The sequence below is a fragment of the Pseudoalteromonas sp. Ld20 genome, assembly GCF_045064175.1.
GTDB lineage: Bacteria > Pseudomonadota > Gammaproteobacteria > Enterobacterales > Alteromonadaceae > Pseudoalteromonas > Pseudoalteromonas neustonica.
This window is the reverse complement of the sequence record NZ_JBISHB010000026.1, coordinates 296,670-316,757: the sequence shown is the minus strand read 5'-3', so window position 1 is coordinate 316,757 and position 20,088 is coordinate 296,670. Positions and strand designations below refer to the sequence as shown.

Annotated in this window: 9 protein-coding genes; 6 read left to right on the top strand and 3 right to left on the bottom strand. The window is 40.5% G+C overall.

From position 1 onward, the window contains the following. Positions 1-727 precede the first annotated feature (727 nt). A complete protein-coding gene (locus tag ACJJVX_RS03515) occupies positions 728-2,824 on the top strand; it encodes a TonB-dependent siderophore receptor (protein ID WP_405630167.1) in 2,097 nt (698 codons plus the stop codon). A gap of 52 nt (positions 2,825-2,876) precedes the next feature. On the opposite strand, the gene ACJJVX_RS03510 is transcribed toward ACJJVX_RS03515, so the two are convergent. The 3 genes from ACJJVX_RS03510 to ACJJVX_RS03500 form a co-directional block, all read right to left on the bottom strand. After that, positions 2,877-5,015: a TonB-dependent siderophore receptor gene (locus ACJJVX_RS03510; protein ID WP_405630166.1), complete on the bottom strand. Its 2,139-nt coding sequence runs from the start codon at positions 5,013-5,015 to the stop codon at positions 2,877-2,879. A gap of 191 nt (positions 5,016-5,206) precedes the next feature. Then, complete coding sequence (locus ACJJVX_RS03505; protein ID WP_054203962.1) at positions 5,207-6,523, bottom strand: lysine N(6)-hydroxylase/L-ornithine N(5)-oxygenase family protein; 1,317 nt, start codon at positions 6,521-6,523, stop codon at positions 5,207-5,209. 130 nt (positions 6,524-6,653) lie between these two features. Continuing rightward, the gene (locus tag ACJJVX_RS03500; protein WP_405630162.1) at positions 6,654-7,991 is read right to left on the bottom strand and encodes a salicylate synthase; all 1,338 of its coding nucleotides are present in this window, start codon (positions 7,989-7,991) and stop codon (positions 6,654-6,656) included. Positions 7,992-8,121: 130 nt separating this feature from the next. On the opposite strand from ACJJVX_RS03500, the gene ACJJVX_RS03495 reads away from it, so the two are divergent. The 5 genes from ACJJVX_RS03495 to ACJJVX_RS03475 are packed head-to-tail and all read left to right on the top strand — an operon-like array spanning position 8,122 to position 19,986. Continuing rightward, positions 8,122-14,325, top strand: coding sequence for an amino acid adenylation domain-containing protein (locus ACJJVX_RS03495; RefSeq protein ID WP_405630159.1), 6,204 nt, complete (start codon positions 8,122-8,124; stop codon positions 14,323-14,325). Next, complete coding sequence (locus ACJJVX_RS03490; protein ID WP_054203965.1) at positions 14,318-14,530, top strand: MbtH family NRPS accessory protein; 213 nt, start codon at positions 14,318-14,320, stop codon at positions 14,528-14,530. The genes ACJJVX_RS03495 and ACJJVX_RS03490 overlap by 8 nt, the downstream gene beginning before the upstream one ends. A gap of 1 nt (position 14,531) precedes the next feature. Next, entirely contained in the window at positions 14,532-16,202 is a 1,671-nt protein-coding gene (locus tag ACJJVX_RS03485; protein WP_405630156.1) for an amino acid adenylation domain-containing protein, read from the top strand. Positions 16,203-16,240: 38 nt separating this feature from the next. Then, on the top strand, positions 16,241-18,277 hold the full coding sequence (locus ACJJVX_RS03480; RefSeq protein ID WP_405630155.1) for a condensation domain-containing protein: 2,037 nt from the start codon (positions 16,241-16,243) through the stop codon (positions 18,275-18,277). Beyond that, positions 18,274-19,986 (top strand): (2,3-dihydroxybenzoyl)adenylate synthase, encoded by a 1,713-nt coding sequence (locus ACJJVX_RS03475; RefSeq protein WP_054203968.1) that lies wholly within the window; start codon positions 18,274-18,276, stop codon positions 19,984-19,986. Before ACJJVX_RS03480 ends, ACJJVX_RS03475 begins: the two co-directional genes overlap by 4 nt. Positions 19,987-20,088: the final 102 nt, after the last annotated feature.

Below are 20,088 nucleotides of genomic sequence, written 5' to 3'. Positions count from 1 at the left end.
ACGCATTTGTGATTCTGGCTGAAGGTTTAAGACTCGTGCTTTTTACTGTTATTAATTAGCAACTACGAAGAGGCTAAGTAATAGCGAAGATAAATAAGGTTATTAGGGCGTGTTGACCTTTGTGGATTGAAATTAGTTCAATCTAGGGGCGATTTAATCGCGGCGCGAGGTTTGTAACCTAGCGGGCTAAGTAAAAACCGAGCAACAAAGAGTCAATCGCCCCTAGGAAGAACCCTTTGGGCAGCGCATGTTTGGCATTTATACTGCGTTATCGCCCATTTATGAGGAACAACCACACTGCATAGGCGCTGCCTTGCCTAAATACCAAACATACAGCTGCAAAATCAATCACGAAAGGTCAATACGCCCTAGTTTTTACTTAAATTTTTGTTCCTTACTGGACAAAGAATATGAGTCAAAAATTGCTTTCTCAACGGTACGTACAGGCGAACCACGTAACTATTCGTTACAGTTAACTTATAGTTTCTAAAAAATATAAGCTCAGTTATATAACTGAGCTTTCTCCAGCGTAAACCACCACCGATAGTTAATCCACTGACTGCTTGCTCTAAGTTATAGGAAGAACAAAACCTGAACATATTTTTTGGTGCAATGCGTATAATGCCTTCAATAATAAGTGTTTTACGATATTTTTACTAAATTTTTATAGCCTACATTCGTCCTGTCGCAGTGTTAATTATTATTTTATAAATATTGAGAGGAATAAATGAAGCAGTTTTCTAAAGTTGCACAGGCGGTAGGTTTAGGTATTTTGGTTGGGACAACGGGGTTTGCATACGCGGATGATGTAACCAAAATCGATGCGAAGGAACTTGAAAAAATAGAAGTGTTGGGCAAACACTACCGTAATATTGGTGCAACGGGATTACCACTTGCCATTGGTGATACACCACAAGCTATTTCTTTAATTGATGCTGAGTATATCGCATTGTATGACTTAAACTCTGTGGGTGATGCGCTTGAGCACAGTGCGGCAATTCATACTGATCCTTCACCTTCTGGACGTGATCGTTTTGCGTATTCAAGAGGTTTTGCTATGAACCGTTATTTAGTTGACGGTATGGTATCGGCGGGTCGTACCTTTCAAAGTTCATTGCTTGATGCCAGTATGTTTGAGACGGTTGAAGTGATCCGAGGCTCAACGGGTATGCTACAAGAAGTCGGGCAGCCATCTGGGACTGTTAATCTTATCCAAAAACGTGCACAAGAGAGCTTTTCAGGTTACGTAAATGCTGAGCTAGGTTCTTGGGGGAAGCGTCGAGTAGAAGGTGATGTGACAGGTGCGCTGACCAATGATGGTTCAGTAAAAGCACGTGCGGTTGCGGTTTATGAAACCGCAGATTCTTTTCAAGACCGTGTTAATAGTGCACGTAAAGTGATTTATGGGACAATCAGCGCTGAGCTAACTGATGACCTTTCGGCTTCACTATTCTGGTCGCAACAAGAAGATGAATTAGACGAGTTTTCAAGTGGTTTACCATTTAGCTATAGCGATGGCTCTGCATTTAATGGTGATGCCAGTCACAATGATACCCCGAGCTGGGTGTATGAAGATGTCAATCAAGATAACGTAATGGTTGAGCTACAATATACTTTGAATGATGATTGGTCCATTCAGGGTCGTTACCATCGCTCAGATGTTGAGTCAGATGGGATATTTTTTAGTGGCGATTCATTACCAGATGTTGAGTCTGGGTTATATCGTTCTTTCATAAACCACTCTGATCGCGAGAATGAAAGTGAGCGTGCTGAACTTAATCTAACAGGTAACTTTACGTTGTTAGCACGTGAACACAATGTCACGTTTAGTGTTGCAGATGCCAGCTTTTCAGAACTTGAAAAGCGTGCATTTCCAAAAAACTCTCCTGATATTAATGCGAATGACCCTAGCAGTAGCGTAAGTATTCCAATGCCTGTATTTTCTGAACCTTCAATCACTAATTCAGAGCAAGAGTCTAAGAACTACCGTATTGCTGCTAATTTAAATGTGGCTGAACCTATTAATATTTTATTAGGTGCAAACTATAAAGACATTGATTCACGCGCTGGCGCTGGCCATGTATTGAGTGATTGGGTCAACAACAGCGATACTAGCCTATACATTGGCGCAACTTATGATGTTACAGAAGCGGTTTCTGTTTATAGTAGTTACACCGACATTTTTGAACTCCAAATGGTATTCGACAAAAACGGGAACTTACTCGATCCAACAGTCGGTAAAAATAAAGAGATAGGGGCACGTTATTCATCGCTCGATGGCAATTTAAATATTGATCTCGCTTTGTTTAAGATTAACCAAGAAAATTACGCTATTAATGATACAAGTGCAGCGGCAGCCCGTATCTATAAAACGGTTGATGGTGTTGAGTCCAAAGGCTATGAAATTGAAATCAGTGGCTATATCAATGACCAATGGCGTGCATCAATCGCGTATAGCAATCTGAGCCTAGCAGATAACAATGAAGGCCGTATTTCTAAAATTGTGCCTGATAAAGTGGCTAAGTTTAATACTGACTATGAGTTTGATGGCTCGCTAGCAGGGCTAACGGTCGGTGGCTTTATTAATTGGACGGGTGAGAGGCATGGCTTTATTCTTGCCCCAGGTAAAGGCTTTGAGTACCCACAGTTAAGTGCTTATACTGTCATTGGTTTAGTGGCGAGCTATGACGTGACGGATAACTTAAATGTCAAAGCGAATATTAATAATGCGTTTGATAAAGAGTATGAAGGTAAAGTGGCATGGTTTAGTAGTAGACCGGGCACGCCTCGTAATTACTCAGTACAGTTAAATTATCGGTTTTAAAAAATATAAGCTCAGTTATATAACTGAGCTTTTTAGGTAATAGGGTATTACATCAAAACTGATAAGTTATTTGCGCACTGTAACTGCGAGGTTGTCCGTAGGCGCCAAAAGAGTATACACCGACACTTTCAAAGTAACGTTTATCAAATAAGTTATCTATATTTATTGAAGCCGATACGTCCGCTGTTATTTTATAACGCATGAATAAGTCAGCAACGGCGTAAGCTTTTTGTTCTGGTGTTTCGCCATTTGGTCCTGTTGGGCGATTAGTGAATATTTCACTCTGCCAACGTAAACCACCGCCGACAGTTAATCCACTAATTGTTTGCTCTAAGTCGTAGGAAGAACTTAACCTGAGCATATTTTCAGGTGCAATACGAACAACGTCTTCATCATCAGCATTACGGGCTTTACGGTATGTGTACCCAGCATATACCTCTAAATTAGGTATTAACTCACCGGAAAGTTCAATTTCAAAGCCTTTAGTGGTAACACCTTGCTCTGCTTTGTAGCGCTGTTCTGGTACACCGTCGACGATAACTTTAATATCTGGAGTCGCGAGGTTGCTTTGCGCGACAAGAAAAATAGCGCTGGAAAAATTAAGACTGCTATCAAAAAGTTCAGCTTTTACTCCTGCTTCGTAGTTCGCGCCTTCAAGTGGTTCGAGTAAGTTACCAGTGCGGTCTATTTGAGTTTGAAAATTATAAATTTCGGTTAAGCTAGCATACCCTGAGAACTGGCTATTTATATCGTAAACTAGGCCAAGGTAAGGCGTTAAAATACCACTGCCAGACGCATTAACATCAACGATCGTGTTTCCCCATATGCTATGCTCCCAAGTGCTAGTGCGTAAGCCTACGATGATAGATAAAGGATCTATTAAGCTAAACTGGCCGCTAATGTATGCGCCGCTTTGTTTGGTTTCCCAGCCCCAAAACTGGTCTGCTTGATCTGCAAACACTGGGTAAGGTAAATGTTGCCAATCATCAAATGACCAATCGGGCGTTGTATTTAATGTTGCTCTACGACTGCGTGAGTTTTTTTCAAAACTGCTGTTATAACCCACAACAACTTGGTGGTCACGGCCAAATAACTCAAAAGGTCCACTTGTACGGATATCAAAACTATCTTGCTGCCATTCACCCGCCGTTGCGCTTGGGTATGGTGTTAAGCCTAAGTGTGTCTCTGGCTCTAAATAGCCGACCACATACACGCGTTCATCGTCATATTGACCATCCATATAACTGCCGTAAATATTAAGCTCCCAGCTATTTGCAAACTGATGTTTTAAAGATGCGAAAGTCACTGTGCGATCTCTGTTGCGATAGGTCCAATCAGTTCCTGTATTACTTGATCTTGGTAAGTCTGTACGTGTGCCGTCGCTGTAGTACATAGGAACAGTTTCACCAAAACTTACCCCATTGACATGATGCTTTTGATAATCAATACCAATGTTTAGCCTGGTATATGCAGTAAAGTCAGCTTGCACAATGCCGTATAGCACAGTTTTATCACGTTCTAATGAGCTAATGTAAGAGTCACTGTCTTCGTATGCAGCAACTACACGACCACTTAGCTTATCGTCAAACCCAAGTGGAGTTGACGCATCTGCATCAGTTCTAGTTAATCCCCAACTCCCTGTTTTTACAGTTACTTTCGCATGTTGTTCAGTCATTGGCTTTTTGCGAATTAGGTTTATAGCTGCTGATGGGTTACCAGCACCCATTAATAAACCAGCGGCGCCACGTATAATTTCAACTCGCTGATATATCGCCATATCAGATAAAAAGTCTCCTTCAACCCCGCCATTAGCTCCGCGAACTGGTGAACCATCAAATTGTATATTATCAATCGAAAAACCGCGTGCAGAAGGGAATACGCGGTCTGTTTCAGCCTGATTCATAGAAATCCCCGTAGTTTGGCGCAATGCTTGTGCTATTTCAGTAATACCTTTGTCGTCAATTTGCTGACGCGTGATAACACTGATTGATTGTGGTATTTCACGTATTGAAAGGTCTAACCCCGTTGAGTAGTCCATTGATTTAGTCGTGTAAGAGCCAACTACATCAATCACTTCAATAGGTTGAGTATTATTGTGGGGGATTTCAGACGCTGCTTGTTCAGCGAGGGCATAATTGCTGAATAATAAAGTAGTTGCAATGGCTTTTGAAATCGGTGAAAGGGTTAACATTAAAACTCCGTTATGATAATGATTGGTGTGTGGTGATGGTTGAAATTGAGCAAGGTGAGCTATGTTTTAGTTCCTTAGTATTAAGCAGTGCCATCTGTTCAAGGTTATAGCTCATTGAAAAATAAGCTCGATTGTAATGGATGCACATTACTTAAATAACAACGCTATTAGGGTAATGTGCATTTTGGAGATCAAGCTAAAGCAGTTGTGGCAACTTGTTGAACCTTTTCTCGCAACTCGGCTTGCAATGAGAATGCAATTTCTGCTGATCTCATAGAAAGTACTGATAGCAATGTGTCGCTTAAGCCATGTGTTGATTCTGAGCGCCCTTGTAAAAATAACGAAGGAAGAAAACGATCATCCGCTTTAACTTGATAATTTCTGTCAATATCAATGTTTCCTAAATAGTCTTTAATGGGTTCTAACATAGGTGCCATTTTAGGTCGTTCATATCCTGTAGCTAAAATCACTAAATCGTAATTATTCGTGGCATGCTTATTTGATTTTTTATCAAGTATAGATAGTGTTATTTGTCCACTTTTTTCAGATGCTTGAGTTACTTCATTATTAGGGCAATACTTATGTTGCTCCACCATAGCTACTTTTTGTTGATAAAAAATATTATATATTTGCTCAATCATCGCTGAATCAACAGCTGAATAATTAGCGTATTTATATTCTTTTAATAGTTCTTCTCTTTCTTGTAGTGTTTTACTGAATATAGAATCTGTTGATGATGGGTTAAAAATTTCATTCACATAGGGGCTTGAGTCTGCTGGCTTCATCGAATTGCCACGCATAATTAAATCAACTTTTGCGTTTGGATAATTATCATCAATATCAATAAAAGCTTCCGCAGCACTTTGCCCGCCACCAATTATAGCAATGCGTAAGTCTTTTGTTTTTACTGGAATAAGTTTAGTCATTTTTGATAGGTAGTGAGTATGATGAAATACAAGTGGGGTTTGTTTTAGTGGTTGGAAAACCTTCGGTATTAAAGGGGTTCCTCCAGTCCCCATAACAAGTGATTTAGTAAAACGAGCTTTACTTGTACCACCTATGTCTGTTGTTATCACTTTGAGCAATTTTACTTTTTGATTATCCATAACCGGCTCAATAGAGGTGACCTTTTCGCCGTATTGACATTGGGCTGAAAAATGACCCGCAACCCAGCGCAGATAGTCATTAAATTCTAACCTGCTTGGGTAGAAAGTACTTAAATTTATAAAGTCCACTAAACGATTATGAGAATGTAAATAATTTAAGAATGAGTAAGGGCTGGTTGGATTTCTCAATGTGACAAGATCTTTCAAAAATGAGACTTGTAGCCCACTTTGACTCGTAATAGTATCACCATGCCATTGATATTCTGGCTGTTTATCAATAAATAAGGCATTTAGTGTGGTGGAATTATTGTTAATTTCCTCTAAGGCAATCGCCAAAGCTATATTTGATGGGCCAAATCCGACACCAATGATATCGTATGTAGGTATTAGTGGCTGTGCCATGCTTGAACTCCTCGTTTAAAACAACTTTTAGCAGCTACATAAATTTACTTTTGTTTATAAAAATGTGTAGCAGTGGGTATTAGCTGAATAAGGATTCATTAAGTATCCTTATTTAATGAATTACGTTAATTTAGCTTGTTTTTTCAACAACCCAAGGTGAAATGCTTGCTAGTTTTTCACTGGTTTCGGTGAGTTCTCTTTCTGGTGTTGAATCAAGTACAATTCCGGCTCCAGCCTGTAACCAGTGCTGATCGCCTTTACTCATCACACTGCGTAAAACTAATGCTGCGTCAATAACGCCTGTGTGATCTAGTTTTAAAATTGCGCCTGCATAAAGCCCTCTGCTACTGCCTTCGTGTCGTCGTATTTCTGAAAAAGCAGCCAGCTTTTGAATACCAGACGCTGTAACAGCAGGGAATAGGCTTTCGAATGCATGCCAAGCGTTATATTCTGTTTTTAGAGTGCCACAGACTCTCGAAGCTAAATGTTGTACAGAACCTCGCTTTTTTTGAACCATGAACTGTGGTACATGTACAGATTCTGGTTCACAAACTTCAGTCATTTCGTCAACTGAAAGTCTCACAGATATTGCGTGTTCGTGGGTTTCTTTTGGATCTCTTAGTAACTCATCAAATATTTTTTGATCTGTGTCTGGATTACCTTCTAATCGTCGAGTGCCCGCTAACGGCTCTGTTGTAACTTTACGGTTTTCATTAACTGAAAGTACAATTTCAGGACTAAACCCGGTGATTTTCCAACCAGCTAAATTCATTGTAAATGAACGAGCAGGTGTATTCATAGAACGCCCCTGAAGCCATGTAGCAGTGTAGTCGGGCGAAAAATGTAGGGGAACCTTACGCGAGAGTATGACTTTTTCTAGTAAACCATTTTGGATATTGGAGACAGACTTTTTAACTGCATTTTTATAATTAATATTGTCTGGTATTTCGACATTTTTGTAAGGAACGTGTGCTCGTACAACTGCATTTTCTAGTATTAAGCGTACTTGCTGCTCAAGTTCACTGGATTTAGATTTAATGAGTGTTGGTTTTTTCCCTAGGGATACCGTTATTTTTGGCTCACAAATAAATAATAACGCTTCTTGGCCTGCTTTTTCTTCTTCGGTTAATAGCTCTGGTGATTTGAGGGCATATGCGAATTCAAAACTAGACCATCCGCATGCTTGCCATTCACCATCCCAAGTATTTAATTCTTGCTGTAGGACTTGGCAGAGGTTTTCACTGTTAACTTGGCGCTGAGTCTTTCCTGCAGAGGTATTAGATTCAATGTGAGTTGCAAATACTGTTATAGAACGAACAATACCCCCTGCAAACCAACATTCACCGTTATCTTCGTAAATTAAATACTCTTTAAATATACCACTGTCGGCTAGAGCGGCTGCTCGTGCGAAGATTAAATTTTGCTCATCGCTTTGGGTTGTGCCTTCATTGGAAAAATTAGTTTTCATAATATCTTATGCTCCTTTTCAAAATACATTTTGCATACACACGGGATTAATTTTCAATCAATGTGTTGCAATAATAACTACAGTAAATAATAATGCAAATTATTATTGTTTATATTTTAGGGTCTGTTTTATGGATAATGCACTTAGGCTAAAGCTTGCGAGAAAATTGGCGGCAACTCGAAAAATAATCATGCCGAATAATAATGCGGGCTCTTTATCGACATTGAATCAAAGTCTTACAGTTTCAAAAGCAAAAAATGAGACCAGTTATGTGCTTTCTAATGCGCAAGAAAGGATGTGGTTACTTAATCAACTAGACCCACTTTCGTCTGCTTACAATGTTTGTGTCTTGTGGCAATTTAAGGGTTGTTTAGATGCGCGTGTTTTACAGCAAAGTTGTTTTGAATTAGTGAAGAGGCACAGTATTTTTCGAACTTCCTATTATGCAGACCCTATTGTTGGTGCTCGACAAAAAGTGCTTGATGAGTTTCCTTTGCAGTGGTGTGAATATGATTTACAAGATTTAGATCAGCAGACGCGAGAAGTACGTCTTAAAGAAATAGCACAACATGCAAGTACAGAACCTTTCGATCTTGCAACTAAGAGTACACTTCGACTTGCTCTCGTAAAAATGACCGACAGTCATCACACTTTAGTTATGGTAGGGCAACATATTGTCTGGGACGGGGCGTCATTTGGTATTTTTTCTAACGAATTATCAACATACTATACGCTAATTAAGAGCGGCCAACCTAAACAACGCGCTCCGTTACCCATCCAGTATTTAGATTTTGCTCAATGGCATCGTGAAAAATGGCAACAAGATTCCGAACAAAGCAAAGAGCAGGTTACGTTCTGGCAAAAACAGCTTACACCGCTACCTGAGCCTATTGATTTTCCAACTGATTTCCCTCGGGGAGTGAGGCAAAATGAAAATGGTGGCTGGCACAGTGATAATCTTGATCAAGCAACAACACAAACGCTACTTACGTTAGCACGAGAAGAGCGAGTTACAACTTTTGAAGCTATTATTGCGGTGGTTGCTTTATTAATGACTCGGCTTTCTAGGGCATCAGAAGTGACGATAGGGACAGTGGCCTCGCATCGTAATTTACCTGAGCTGAGTGACCTGATAGGTAATTTTGGTAATGTTATTCCACTACGGATTAAGGTTGATAATAAACTTTGTTTTCGTGAACTGATCCGTGATTGTGCGACACAATGTCGTGCTGCTTTTTCACATGCAGATTTACCCTTTGAATTATTACTTGAAAAATTACAAATAAAACGAGGGGAATCGCAAAACCCATTATTAGACACTATGGTGACTTTCTTAAGCCATGGGATGGCTCCACCCGTAATCGATGACTTAGATGTACATTGGGAAAAGTATTTTAATGGTACAACGCAAACAGATCTCTCTTTTGACGCATTATTAAAAGATAACTGCCTTCAGTTTCAAGCCACTTGGCGTGCTTCATTATATCGACCAAAAACCATACCAAATCATTTAAAACGGCTGCTACAGTTACTTAAACATTGTGTTCAAGAACCAGATGTTGCACTAGCTAACATTACCACTGTATTACCCGATGAAAATCAATTAATAAAATGGGGTCAACGCGATGCTTTTGTAAGCCCAGTAACAACGCTCGTTGCTTGGTTTGAGAGTACCGTGAGTAAATATCCAAATCGAACTGCCGTTGAGTTAGTTGGCAGTGAAACGATAAAAAGTGTTTTGCAAAAACAAAACGTGCTGCATGACCTCAGTTTTTTAACGCTCAATGCAAGAGCAAATAGAGTCGCAAGGTGGCTAGTATCGCAAGGGATTGGGCCAGAAGATCGGGTTGCCATAATAATGCCTCGCCAGTTGGAATGGTTCGTTGTGATGCTTGGTACACTCAAGGCGGGTGCCGCTATTGTACCTATAGCTCCAAATTATCCAGAGGATTACATTAACCGAGTACTTACATTGGCTGCGCCAAATATAGTAATTAATAACGGTGATACACATTTATTTGAATCAGCTAAAGCGACTGAATTACAAACTAAAACAATCAGTCTGTTAGTTATTGAGAATAAGGCATTAAGTTTAAAAAATAGTGATCTTAATCTTACAAATGAAGAGAGATGCAGGCCATTGCGCCCATCTCATCCAGCCTGTATTACGTTTACATCAGGCTCAACAGGGCAGCCAAAAGGTGTTGTTGTAAAACATGCATCTCTGGTTAACCTTATTGCTAGTCATAAACACGATCTCTATAGCGAAGCTTCTGCGCTTGTAGAACATAATCAGCTAAAAGTTGGCCATGCTTGGTCTTTGGCTTTTGATGCCTCATGGCAACCTACACTGTGGATGTTTGAAGGCCATAAAGTCTATTTATTTGATGCAAATACGATGCAAGACGCGGTCACTCTTGCCAAAGAGATAATGCTTAAAAAAATGGATTTTATCGAGTTAACGCCCAGTATGCTAGATGAAGTATTACCGTGGTTACAGTCAGGACTTACAGATACAAATGGGCAATTTATTGAACCTCACATACCTGCAATATTGGGTTTTGGTGGTGAATCGGTAAAACAAGAGCTTTGGCAACGTATAAAGAGCCTTCCTAGTACGTTGGGCTTTAATTTATATGGCCCGACAGAGGCAACAGTGGATGCAATGATTGCTAAAACCAATGCAGCTGAAAAGCCGGTAATAGGTGGGCCGGTTGCAGGAGGGCAAGTATATGTTTTAGATAGTTGCTTGCAATTAGCGCCTTTAGGGGTGCCTGGTGAGCTTGCAATTGCTGGTGCTGGATTAGCAAGAGGATACCTTGATCGTAGTGATTTAACAGCAAGCAAGTTTATTGCTAATCCTTTTGCTGCACAAGGTGAAAGGCTTTATCTAAGTGGTGATAGAGTAAAATGGACAACTCAAGGAAATATTGAATACATTGGCCGTATAGACGAGCAAGTAAAAATTAGAGGTTTTCGTGTTGAGCCGCTCGAAGTTGAGTCAACCATTGAGCTGTTAATTAAATGTCCTTGCGCTGTAATTGCCAGAGCGGTTACTCAAAGTGCGATGGAGTTAATTTGTTATATTGAAAATGAAATGGAGCAACTCAGCGACAATCAAGAGGCTAATTTAAACTTAATAGCTCGCTTTCGCTATATATGTGAGCAAGCTCTACCTCCTCACTTAGTCCCCAAGTATTTTGTAATTAATAAAAAACTACCTAAATTACCTAATGGAAAAATTAATCGTAAAGCGCTGTCGATACCTGATGATTTAGGTGTTATTGCCAAAAGAGCCCCTCGCAATGAACTGGAAAAAAAGCTATGTAGTTTAGTGTGTGACGTTTTAGGGATTGAGACAATAGGCATTGACGATGGATTTTTTGCAGTGGGTGGCGATAGTATTTCAGTTGTAAAATTAGTCAGCCGCGCTCGTCGAGAAGGGATCCACCTAACTCCTCGTCAAGTATTTAATGCAAAATGCATTGCGAATTTGGTTAAAGAATTACACGAAGTTGATCCCCTAGGAGACAGTCAAAATAGTAAAGCGGTTAGCCACGATAGTAATGATAAAGGCCAGCTTACTTCAACTTTATTAATGCAGCGCTACCTTAATGCAGCGACGCCGCTTGATCGATTTGCACAACTAGCAAGTGTAGTAGTGCCTGAAAGTATGACGGCTGGTGAACTAAAAGAGCTTGTGTATGCTTTACTTAATCGCCATGGGTTGTTGCGAGCTCAATTGGTGCAATCGGATACGGGGGGGTTATCCCTAAATGTTCCGATTGAAAATACCCAAACTATTTATTGTGAGCAAACTTATCAACAGTGTGATGATAAGTATAGAGTGTATTCTGAAAATGCTGATTTACCCACTTTAGAAAAATCAGGTGCATTATCAGCAGCAGAGTTGGCAAAACAACTATGTAGTAATTTAAGTCCTAAAAACGGTGTTATGGTTGCCGTATTGTTAGTTAAAGAAAATGAAAATAATAACCAAAGGGCTTGGTTTGCCATAAACCATTTAGTCATAGATGCCTCATCATGGCATATTTTGGCTGAAGACCTTGCGATTGTCCGAAATCAGCAAGTGAGTAATGAAAAACTTGAATTACCTCCCGTACCAACATCATGGCGTAGTTGGTCCAATCACATAAATAAATTAAGCCAGCAGTATATACCTGCGCCAAATTTAACTAATTTTGGAACGTTAGCAAGCGCTCACACATTAACTTGGAGCTTGGAACCGTATAATAAAACATGTCCTGCATTAACTGTCGCTCGTAGGTTAGCGCTTCCACTGGCTAGTCTATTACCTGCTATAAGTTGCTTAGCTGCTATTACATCAAAATTAAAACCAGCGCTAGATAATCGCTGTCCTACCTTGGTACTAGAGCGGCATGGTCGAGAAGTACAGGAACCAACACAAGATTTAAGCAGGACTATTGGCTGGTTTGCCCGTGAAGTTTATGTGGCTCTCAATAGTGATGTTTTAAAGACTAAATCGGATGAAATGTCGAGCCAGTTGATAGAAACAGTGTTGCGCAAATGGTGTGGTCAAATTATTCAGCAAGACTCTCCTTTTGTATCATCAAGAGGTGTCGCGCCTGCTCAACAAGGTGTAAATGGATGGTTAGTCGGTTTTAATTTTCTTGGTGATTTAAATTTATCCTCCAATTCAGATTTATGGTCAGTAACTCCGCTTCTTGAGCAGCTCACTGAAGCTTGCTCCGATCACTGGCCGTTACTAAATTCTTTAGATTTAACAGCCTACTACTGTCAACAAAAAGGGATAAAAACTCTTCACTTTAATGCGATAGCACCTAGTAGCGAATTGCACCATAGTGATCTACTACGATTTAAAGCTGAGTTAAATAAGCTTTTTCATCAACTACACGACTGTTTTATTGAAGAACAACAACGGCTACAAGCGCAAGGTCTTATTGATAGTAATAATTTGACAATTAAACCAGCTACGCCACTACAAGTTGAAATGCTTCGCCACTGTCATGGACTAGAAGATCCATGGACAACACAAATGGAAATAACTCTTTCTAATCAACACACCCCAGGCATATCTGAAAGTGCTTTAAAAGCTGGGGCCGCGGATCTCCTGCGTCGTCATGACGCGCTAAGATCAGGCTTTTTTGTGAAAACATTTTCTACTTTCACTGCCGATATACTCGATCCTGTATGGGAAACTTTAGATTTACGTGGTGAACCAAGTGATCAATATGAAGCATTGTTAGCGCAGCATCGCACAGCATGGTACCAATATCGCTTTGAATTTGATGCTCCGCCACTCATGCGATTTTTATCTATACGTATAAGTGATACTCAATGGCTAATTTTGATTCATTGTCATCACTTACTGCTAGATGGTTGGTCAGCCCCTCGAATTTTGCAAGAGTGGCTTGGAGGAATGAGTGCTGAAGCCACTTTAGCTTATCCAAATTTACATTGGGGTCAATATCTTGATTGGTTACAAAAACAAGATCCTACAATAGCTTGTCAATATTGGAATAAAGCGCTAAATGGCTTAAAAGCCCCTTCATTATTATGCCCGACAAGACAACAACGATTTCCTTCACAAGAATTATCTAGTGTGCTTTGTGCTGCTGTAAATGCAGACGTTAAAGCATTAGCTGCAAAGATTAATGTATCTACGGCCATGCTATTTCAATTGGCATGGGCTAAAACAGTGGGTAATGCACTTAATCAGGACGATGTTGTATTTGGTTTATTTGATTCTGGTCGTGCAGCGTCGTTAGCAGGTATTGAAACACTTGTTGGATTGGTTACTCAGTTAGTACCAATACGGATTAAGACTGATCCTTTGAGTAGTCCAATTAACTTGTTGCAGCAGTTGCAAACTGAACAATTTGAATGGCAAGCGTTAGCTCCGGTTAGGTTGGATAATTTGGAGGCGACTCATCGTTTTGGTGAATTTTTTGATACTTTATTAGTTATTGAAAATGCCCTTGATGCGGATACACAAACCGCAGAGCCAATTAAACAAGTTAATTCATCTCAAGGACTTACATTACCAGTTGCATTGGCAGGGTTGAAGGATGTTAAGTGGCAAGATTCGGTTGGCCAAACCGCTGCTTTATTTATCTACCCTGGTGCAACAACCAAGATCCGTTTGAGCTTTGACCCGCATGCAGTGGGCAAAAAACGTAGCGCTCAGCTATTAACTGATTTTGAGTTCTATTTGCAAGCACTTGTCGATAGTTGTGACAAATTAAGTCATGAAGCCGAAAATTCTGCGCAACTTAATAACAGCGAATTAAACCCCCCATCAACAGTCTCTTTGGAGTTAAATCATGAGTGAAAATATTTTCGATGATGAATCAATGGCATTTGTAGTCCTTATCAATCATGAAAAACAGTATTCGTTATGGCCTGAAGTATTAACTATTCCCTCTGGTTGGGATCAGGTTTTTGGCCCTCAAACACGTGATACTTGTTTGAGTTGGCTAAATGCTAATTGGACAGATTTACGTCCTAAATCACTCATAGAGATGGATGGGAATTAATATGGAGCAGATTAATAAGGGGATGCCAGCAGGGACAGCATGCCTGTATCAATCCTTTGCTGAACAAGCCGTTATGCACCCTAATCGCATCGCAGTTAGTGATGAACATAGCTCCTTGACATATAAAGTGCTTAAACAAAAAGCTGACTTGGCATCACATCGACTTTATGCAAGTGGTGTTCGTACAGGAAACTGCGTGGCTTTAATATTGCCTAGAAACTGTGAGCAAATCATTCACGTGTTAGCAATATTGCAACTTGGAGCGTGCTATGTGCCGATTGATCCCGACTACCCCAAAGAAAGGATCGATTGGATAATTGCTTGTAGTCAGCCTAGTGTAATTGTTACTCAGCGAGAGTTGAGCATGACGCTTTGGGGGAACGATTCACTTACTAAAGCTATGAGTCATTTGTTGTTTGTCGAGGACCAATTTAACTTTGTTCCAGATGAGCACGAGAAACCTATTTACAGAGCCGCAGGTGCTTTCGCTTATATTATTTTTACTTCAGGGTCGACGGGAAACCCTAAAGGAGTTGTTGTAGGGCATCAGCAAGTTCTGGCTTTAATTAATGCGGCAATGCCTTTATTAGATGCAACACATACTGATGTTTGGGCTTTGTTTCATTCACTGGCTTTTGATTTTTCAGTGTGGGAAGTGTGGGGAGCCTTGACCACAGGAGCCAAGCTAACGATTATTCCAAAAAGTGTAATTTGGTCACCAGACGCCTTAGTGCAATATTTGAGAGCAGAAAAGGTCACTATTCTTAATCAAACGCCTTCAGCATTTTATGCCTTAATTGACGCAGAAAGTAAGGCTCTAAAAATGAGTGAGCAACCACTATGCTTGCGCAAAGTGGTCTTTGGTGGTGAAGCACTTAATTTGGATAAAGTAAAAAAATGGTGGCAGCTTTACCCTTGCGAAACATTGCAATTGATAAACATGTACGGGATCACAGAGACAACGGTGCACGTAACATGGCTAACACTAAGTGATTCACTTTGTGGCACTGAAAATAGTCCAATAGGTGAAGGGCTAGCTAGTTTGGAGGTGCTTTTACTTGATGAAAATCTAGAAAAAGTGGCTGATGGTGAAATTGGTGAAATTTATGTAGCAGGAGATCAAGTGGCATTCGGTTACATCAATCGTCCTGATCTAACCGCAATGCGATTTGTTGCCAGTCCTTTTCACACTGGGAAGCGGATGTATCGTTCGGGTGACTTAGCGAAGCAACTTGATGGTCAACTCTTTTATTTTGGTCGCGCAGACAGGCAATTGAAAGTAAGGGGGTTTCGTATTGAGCCGAGTGAAATAGAAGTTGCTTTAGAATCTCATGCAAAGATACAAAGAGCAGCCGTGATAGCAAAACCATGCCTCGACAGTGGTTTATCAGATGGCTTAATTGCTATTTTAATCGCGACAGAGGAATCATTTACCGCACAACCAATAGCAACATTGAGAAACTATCTATCTCAGCATCTCCCTGTTCACTATTTACCTTCAGACTTTCTATTTGTTAAAAAATTCCCGCTAACAGTAAACGGAAAACTGGATGAAAAAGCGTTACTTATGCAGTGGCAAGCAAATCAAAAAAGCACTTCTTCTTTGCATCAACAGCGGCTAGAGCTGCTGCGTTTGAAGCAACAAGACATCCTCGCCAAGTCAGCGACATGATTTGGTAAAGACAAACATTAAGAATGGAAACTACCCAAATGAATAAAAATAGTAATTCAGCCTCGCTATTAGAAGATGTACTTGCTGTCGTTAGTAATACGTTAAATTTACAGCCTGAAGCTGTATCAGCAGAATGTAACCTAATTGAAGCAGGGCTTGATTCGATCACATTAATGAACTTAGTGTCAACTTGGCGAGCGGCTGGTTATGATATTAACTTTGCAGGTTTAGCTAAAAAACCATTTGTGGGGGCATGGGTTGAGTATCTTAGGGTATCGGCTACCAGCCTTGCTGATAATACACAAGACACTATATTTGGGATCCCAAAAATAAAAATCGGGAAACTTCCTCATGCGCCTTTTTCACTTGCGCCTATGCAGTACGCTTATTGGTTAGGACGTGATGTTAATCAACCGCTTGGCGGTGTATCAGCGCATCTGTATTGTGAATTTGAGTTGTCAGCAATCAATGATAAGTCACAGCCATTAGATTTAGCCCGTTTGACGCTAGCAATAGAGAAACTTGTTCAACGTCATAGCTCGTTGCGTTTACAAGTGTGTTCCAGCGGACAGCAAATACATAATCCAAGTAATAATACAGTGCATGTCATCTTTAATGATTTGCGGGATAAACCTACAGATGTTGCGCAGCAGTTACTGGAGCAGTATCGCTCGACCTATTCATCACAAATGTTAGATATTGAGTCAGGAGAAGTATTTGCGGTTGCTTTAAGCTTATTAGAAAATGGTAACAGTCGCCTGCATTTAGACATTGATATGATAGCCGCAGACGCCGTTAGTTATCGCACGCTACTGCGTGATCTTGCACTGTTATACGATGACCCTGATGTAGAACTTGCTGATTTAGCAATAAGTTATAAAGATTGCCGAATGGCCATTGAGCATAATTGGGAGTCAATAAAAGAAAGCTCGGGAATGTGGTGGCAAACACAGCTAGCTTCTTTACCCAATGGCCCATTACTACCTTTAAAAGCAGCTTCATCGCAGCATCCTATTACAACACGACGCCATTTTAATATTGATCCGCAGCGTAAAGCACAATTATATGCGCAATGTCGTCAGTATGGATTAACCCCATCAGTGGTGTTAGCAACCGTGCTGGCAGAAACCCTGGCTGGATGGAGCAAAGATCCACGTTTTATTCTTAATGTTCCTTTATTTCAACGTCCACTCGCAGGCCCTAATATTAAAGAGGTGGTAGGCGACTTTAGTAGTTCAATACTCCTCGATGTTGATACTGGCCCGACTGCAACTTTTGTAACACGAGCGCGTGATGTTCAATCTAGTATGCACGAGGGAGCAGCGCGCGCAGACTACGGTGGAGTTCATGTTTTAAGAGATTTAGGGCGTGCTCGTGGGCAGCAAGTAACAGCGCCTGTTGTATTTACAAGCGCATTAAATTTAGGTGAGTTATTTGATGCAAATGTGCGCCGAGTATTTGGGGATCCTATTTGGATTATTTCTCAAGGGCCACAGGTATTACTTGATGCGCAAGTAACTGAACTTGATGGTGGTATTTTAATTAACTGGGATTGTCGAGAGGATGCTTTTGTTGATGGTGTGCTCGATGCAATGTTTAATTTTTTCAGTAATACCGTGGTAAACCTCGTCACTGAGCCGGATTATTGGAATACCTATATTGGTGATACGTTACCCAAAAATAGAGCAGTTGCTGAGCTCCAAGAGCCAGTAATTACTAAAAATGTGAAACATGATGAAACCTCGTTAAGTATGCCAGTAGTTCGTGTGGTAGCTTCTATTTGGCATGAAGTGATCGGAGGGGATGGTAGTAATATTCATCAAAACTTATTTGCTGCGGGTGGGGATTCTGTTTTAGCAAGTTCGTTAATCGCGCAAATTAGGGAAATCTTCGGATCCAATTCGATAGACATGAAAAGCTTATTTAGTTCACCTTCTATTGCAGGCATTGCCGCTTCAATTACTGACTCGACCGATGTTGAAGAAGTATTACAAATTGCTCAAGTGTATTGTGAAATCTTAGATTTAGATGATGACGCACTCAGTGCTGAATTGGAAATGGAGGGATCACTATGACTGAGTTTGTGCCTACCGAAGCCGGATTATATGCTTGGCCAGAAGAAATAAGCAGAAAGTACAAAGAGCAGGGGGTGTGGGGAAATGAAAACTTTGCAAATTGGTTAACTGCAAAACTTAAGCAATATGCTGATGTTATTTTGCTCAGCGGCCCCGACCTTCAATCTGGTGAATGGCAACAGATGACAGGCCAAGAAATAAGCGCTGTCGTGAATAATATAGTAGAGCATTGCCACAGTATTGGTCTTGGGCGAGGAGATAAAGTAGTGATGCAAATGGGTAATAATAATGCATTCGTATTAACCTTTTTCGCTTTACTCCAGCTAGGCGTTATTCCTGTCATGGCGTTACCTGGACATGGACAACGTGAAATTTTGCATTTTGTGAAATTAACACAAGCACGTGCTTGGTTTGTTAGTGCACAATCGACTAGTTTCGATTGTCATGTATTTGCTAATGAGCTACTTAATACAGTTCCAACACTTAAACATGTTGTTGTGGATGGCCTAGACTTAAAGCCGCATCCGTCGATATTATCTTTATTAGGGTTTACTAAGGCAACTGAAGCTCAAATTACAGCACTTGAGTTTCCTGGTCTCGCAGCGGATCCTGCTGAAATGGCTTTATTGTTATGCTCAGGCGGTACAACAGGAATACCGAAGTTAATTCCAAGAACACATAGAGATTACCTCTATAATATAAAAGCCAGTGCTAAGCTTTGTGAGTTGAGTTCACAAGACCGCTATCTTGTTGCATTACCAGCAGCGCATAATTTTCCATTAGCCTGCCCGGGTATTTTAGGCGCAATTGAGGTGGGAGCTGGTGTAGTTATGTGTCCAGTGCCGAGTCCTGAAATTGCATTTGAATATATTGAAAACGCAGGAGTTACGATGACGGCGTTAGTGCCGACTTTAGTGAAAACTTGGCTTAATTATGCAGCATTAGTAACACCTCCAGCGGCGTGCCTTAATTTATTACAAGTTGGCGGTGCTAAACTTGATGAAGCGACAGCACGCAGAATCGGTAATGAACTTAATTGTAATTTACAACAGGTGTTTGGTATGGCTGAGGGACTTCTTAATTTTACTCGAGATTCAGATCCCAACGTTTTAAAGTTCAAGACTCAAGGGCGGCCATTATCTGACTTGGATGAGGTTAGGGTGGTGGATGAGCAAGGGTTGGATGTTGCGCAAGGAAAGTGTGGCGAGCTGTTGACTAGAGGCCCATATACAATTCGTGGTTACTATAAAGAGGAGTCGGCCAATCAAAAATCATTTACTACAGATGGTTATTATCGTACTGGGGATCAGGTCAGGCGGCTAAGCAGTGGTCATCTTATTGTTGAAGGTCGAATCCAAGAGGTTCTTCGTCGTGGTGGAGAGACAATTTCGGTTGAAACATTAGAAGCTCATTTAGCCTGTCATCATGGCATAAAAGATGTTGCTGTTGTGGGACTACCTTGCGAACAACTCGGGGAGCGAACATGCGCAGTTATTGTTTCACAAGACCAAAACTTGCCAAAATTAACACTCAAAGACATAAGGCAATACTTAGCAGCGCAGGGGGTTGCACGCTATATGCTGCCAGATACAGTGACGTACGTTGAATATATTCCATTAACTGTTATAGGTAAAATTGCGCGTAAAAAACTATCTGCACAAATTCACCTTGAGCTTAATAAGCAACGCCAAGAAATACAAACAGTATGAATCAAACTAATAATACGCAATTATCATCAGAGGATGCACCGCAATGTCTGGCTGCTGAATATGGGCAAGGTAATGATATTGATTGTTGGCTAACAGTGGATT

What these genes read in the sequence shown, in the direction of transcription:
- ACJJVX_RS03480 (WP_405630155.1), top strand. Translation starts at nt 16,241, where the DNA reads ATGAATAAAAATAGTAATTCAGCCTCGCTATTAGAAGATGTACTTGCT.
- ACJJVX_RS03500 (WP_405630162.1), bottom strand. Translation starts at nt 7,991, where the DNA reads ATGAAAACTAATTTTTCCAATGAAGGCACAACCCAAAGCGATGAGCAA.
- ACJJVX_RS03515 (WP_405630167.1), top strand. Translation starts at nt 728, where the DNA reads ATGAAGCAGTTTTCTAAAGTTGCACAGGCGGTAGGTTTAGGTATTTTG.
- ACJJVX_RS03490 (WP_054203965.1), top strand. Translation starts at nt 14,318, where the DNA reads ATGAGTGAAAATATTTTCGATGATGAATCAATGGCATTTGTAGTCCTT.
- ACJJVX_RS03505 (WP_054203962.1), bottom strand. Translation starts at nt 6,523, where the DNA reads ATGGCACAGCCACTAATACCTACATACGATATCATTGGTGTCGGATTT.
- ACJJVX_RS03485 (WP_405630156.1), top strand. Translation starts at nt 14,532, where the DNA reads ATGGAGCAGATTAATAAGGGGATGCCAGCAGGGACAGCATGCCTGTAT.
- ACJJVX_RS03510 (WP_405630166.1), bottom strand. Translation starts at nt 5,015, where the DNA reads ATGTTAACCCTTTCACCGATTTCAAAAGCCATTGCAACTACTTTATTA.
- ACJJVX_RS03475 (WP_054203968.1), top strand. Translation starts at nt 18,274, where the DNA reads ATGACTGAGTTTGTGCCTACCGAAGCCGGATTATATGCTTGGCCAGAA.
- ACJJVX_RS03495 (WP_405630159.1), top strand. Translation starts at nt 8,122, where the DNA reads ATGGATAATGCACTTAGGCTAAAGCTTGCGAGAAAATTGGCGGCAACT.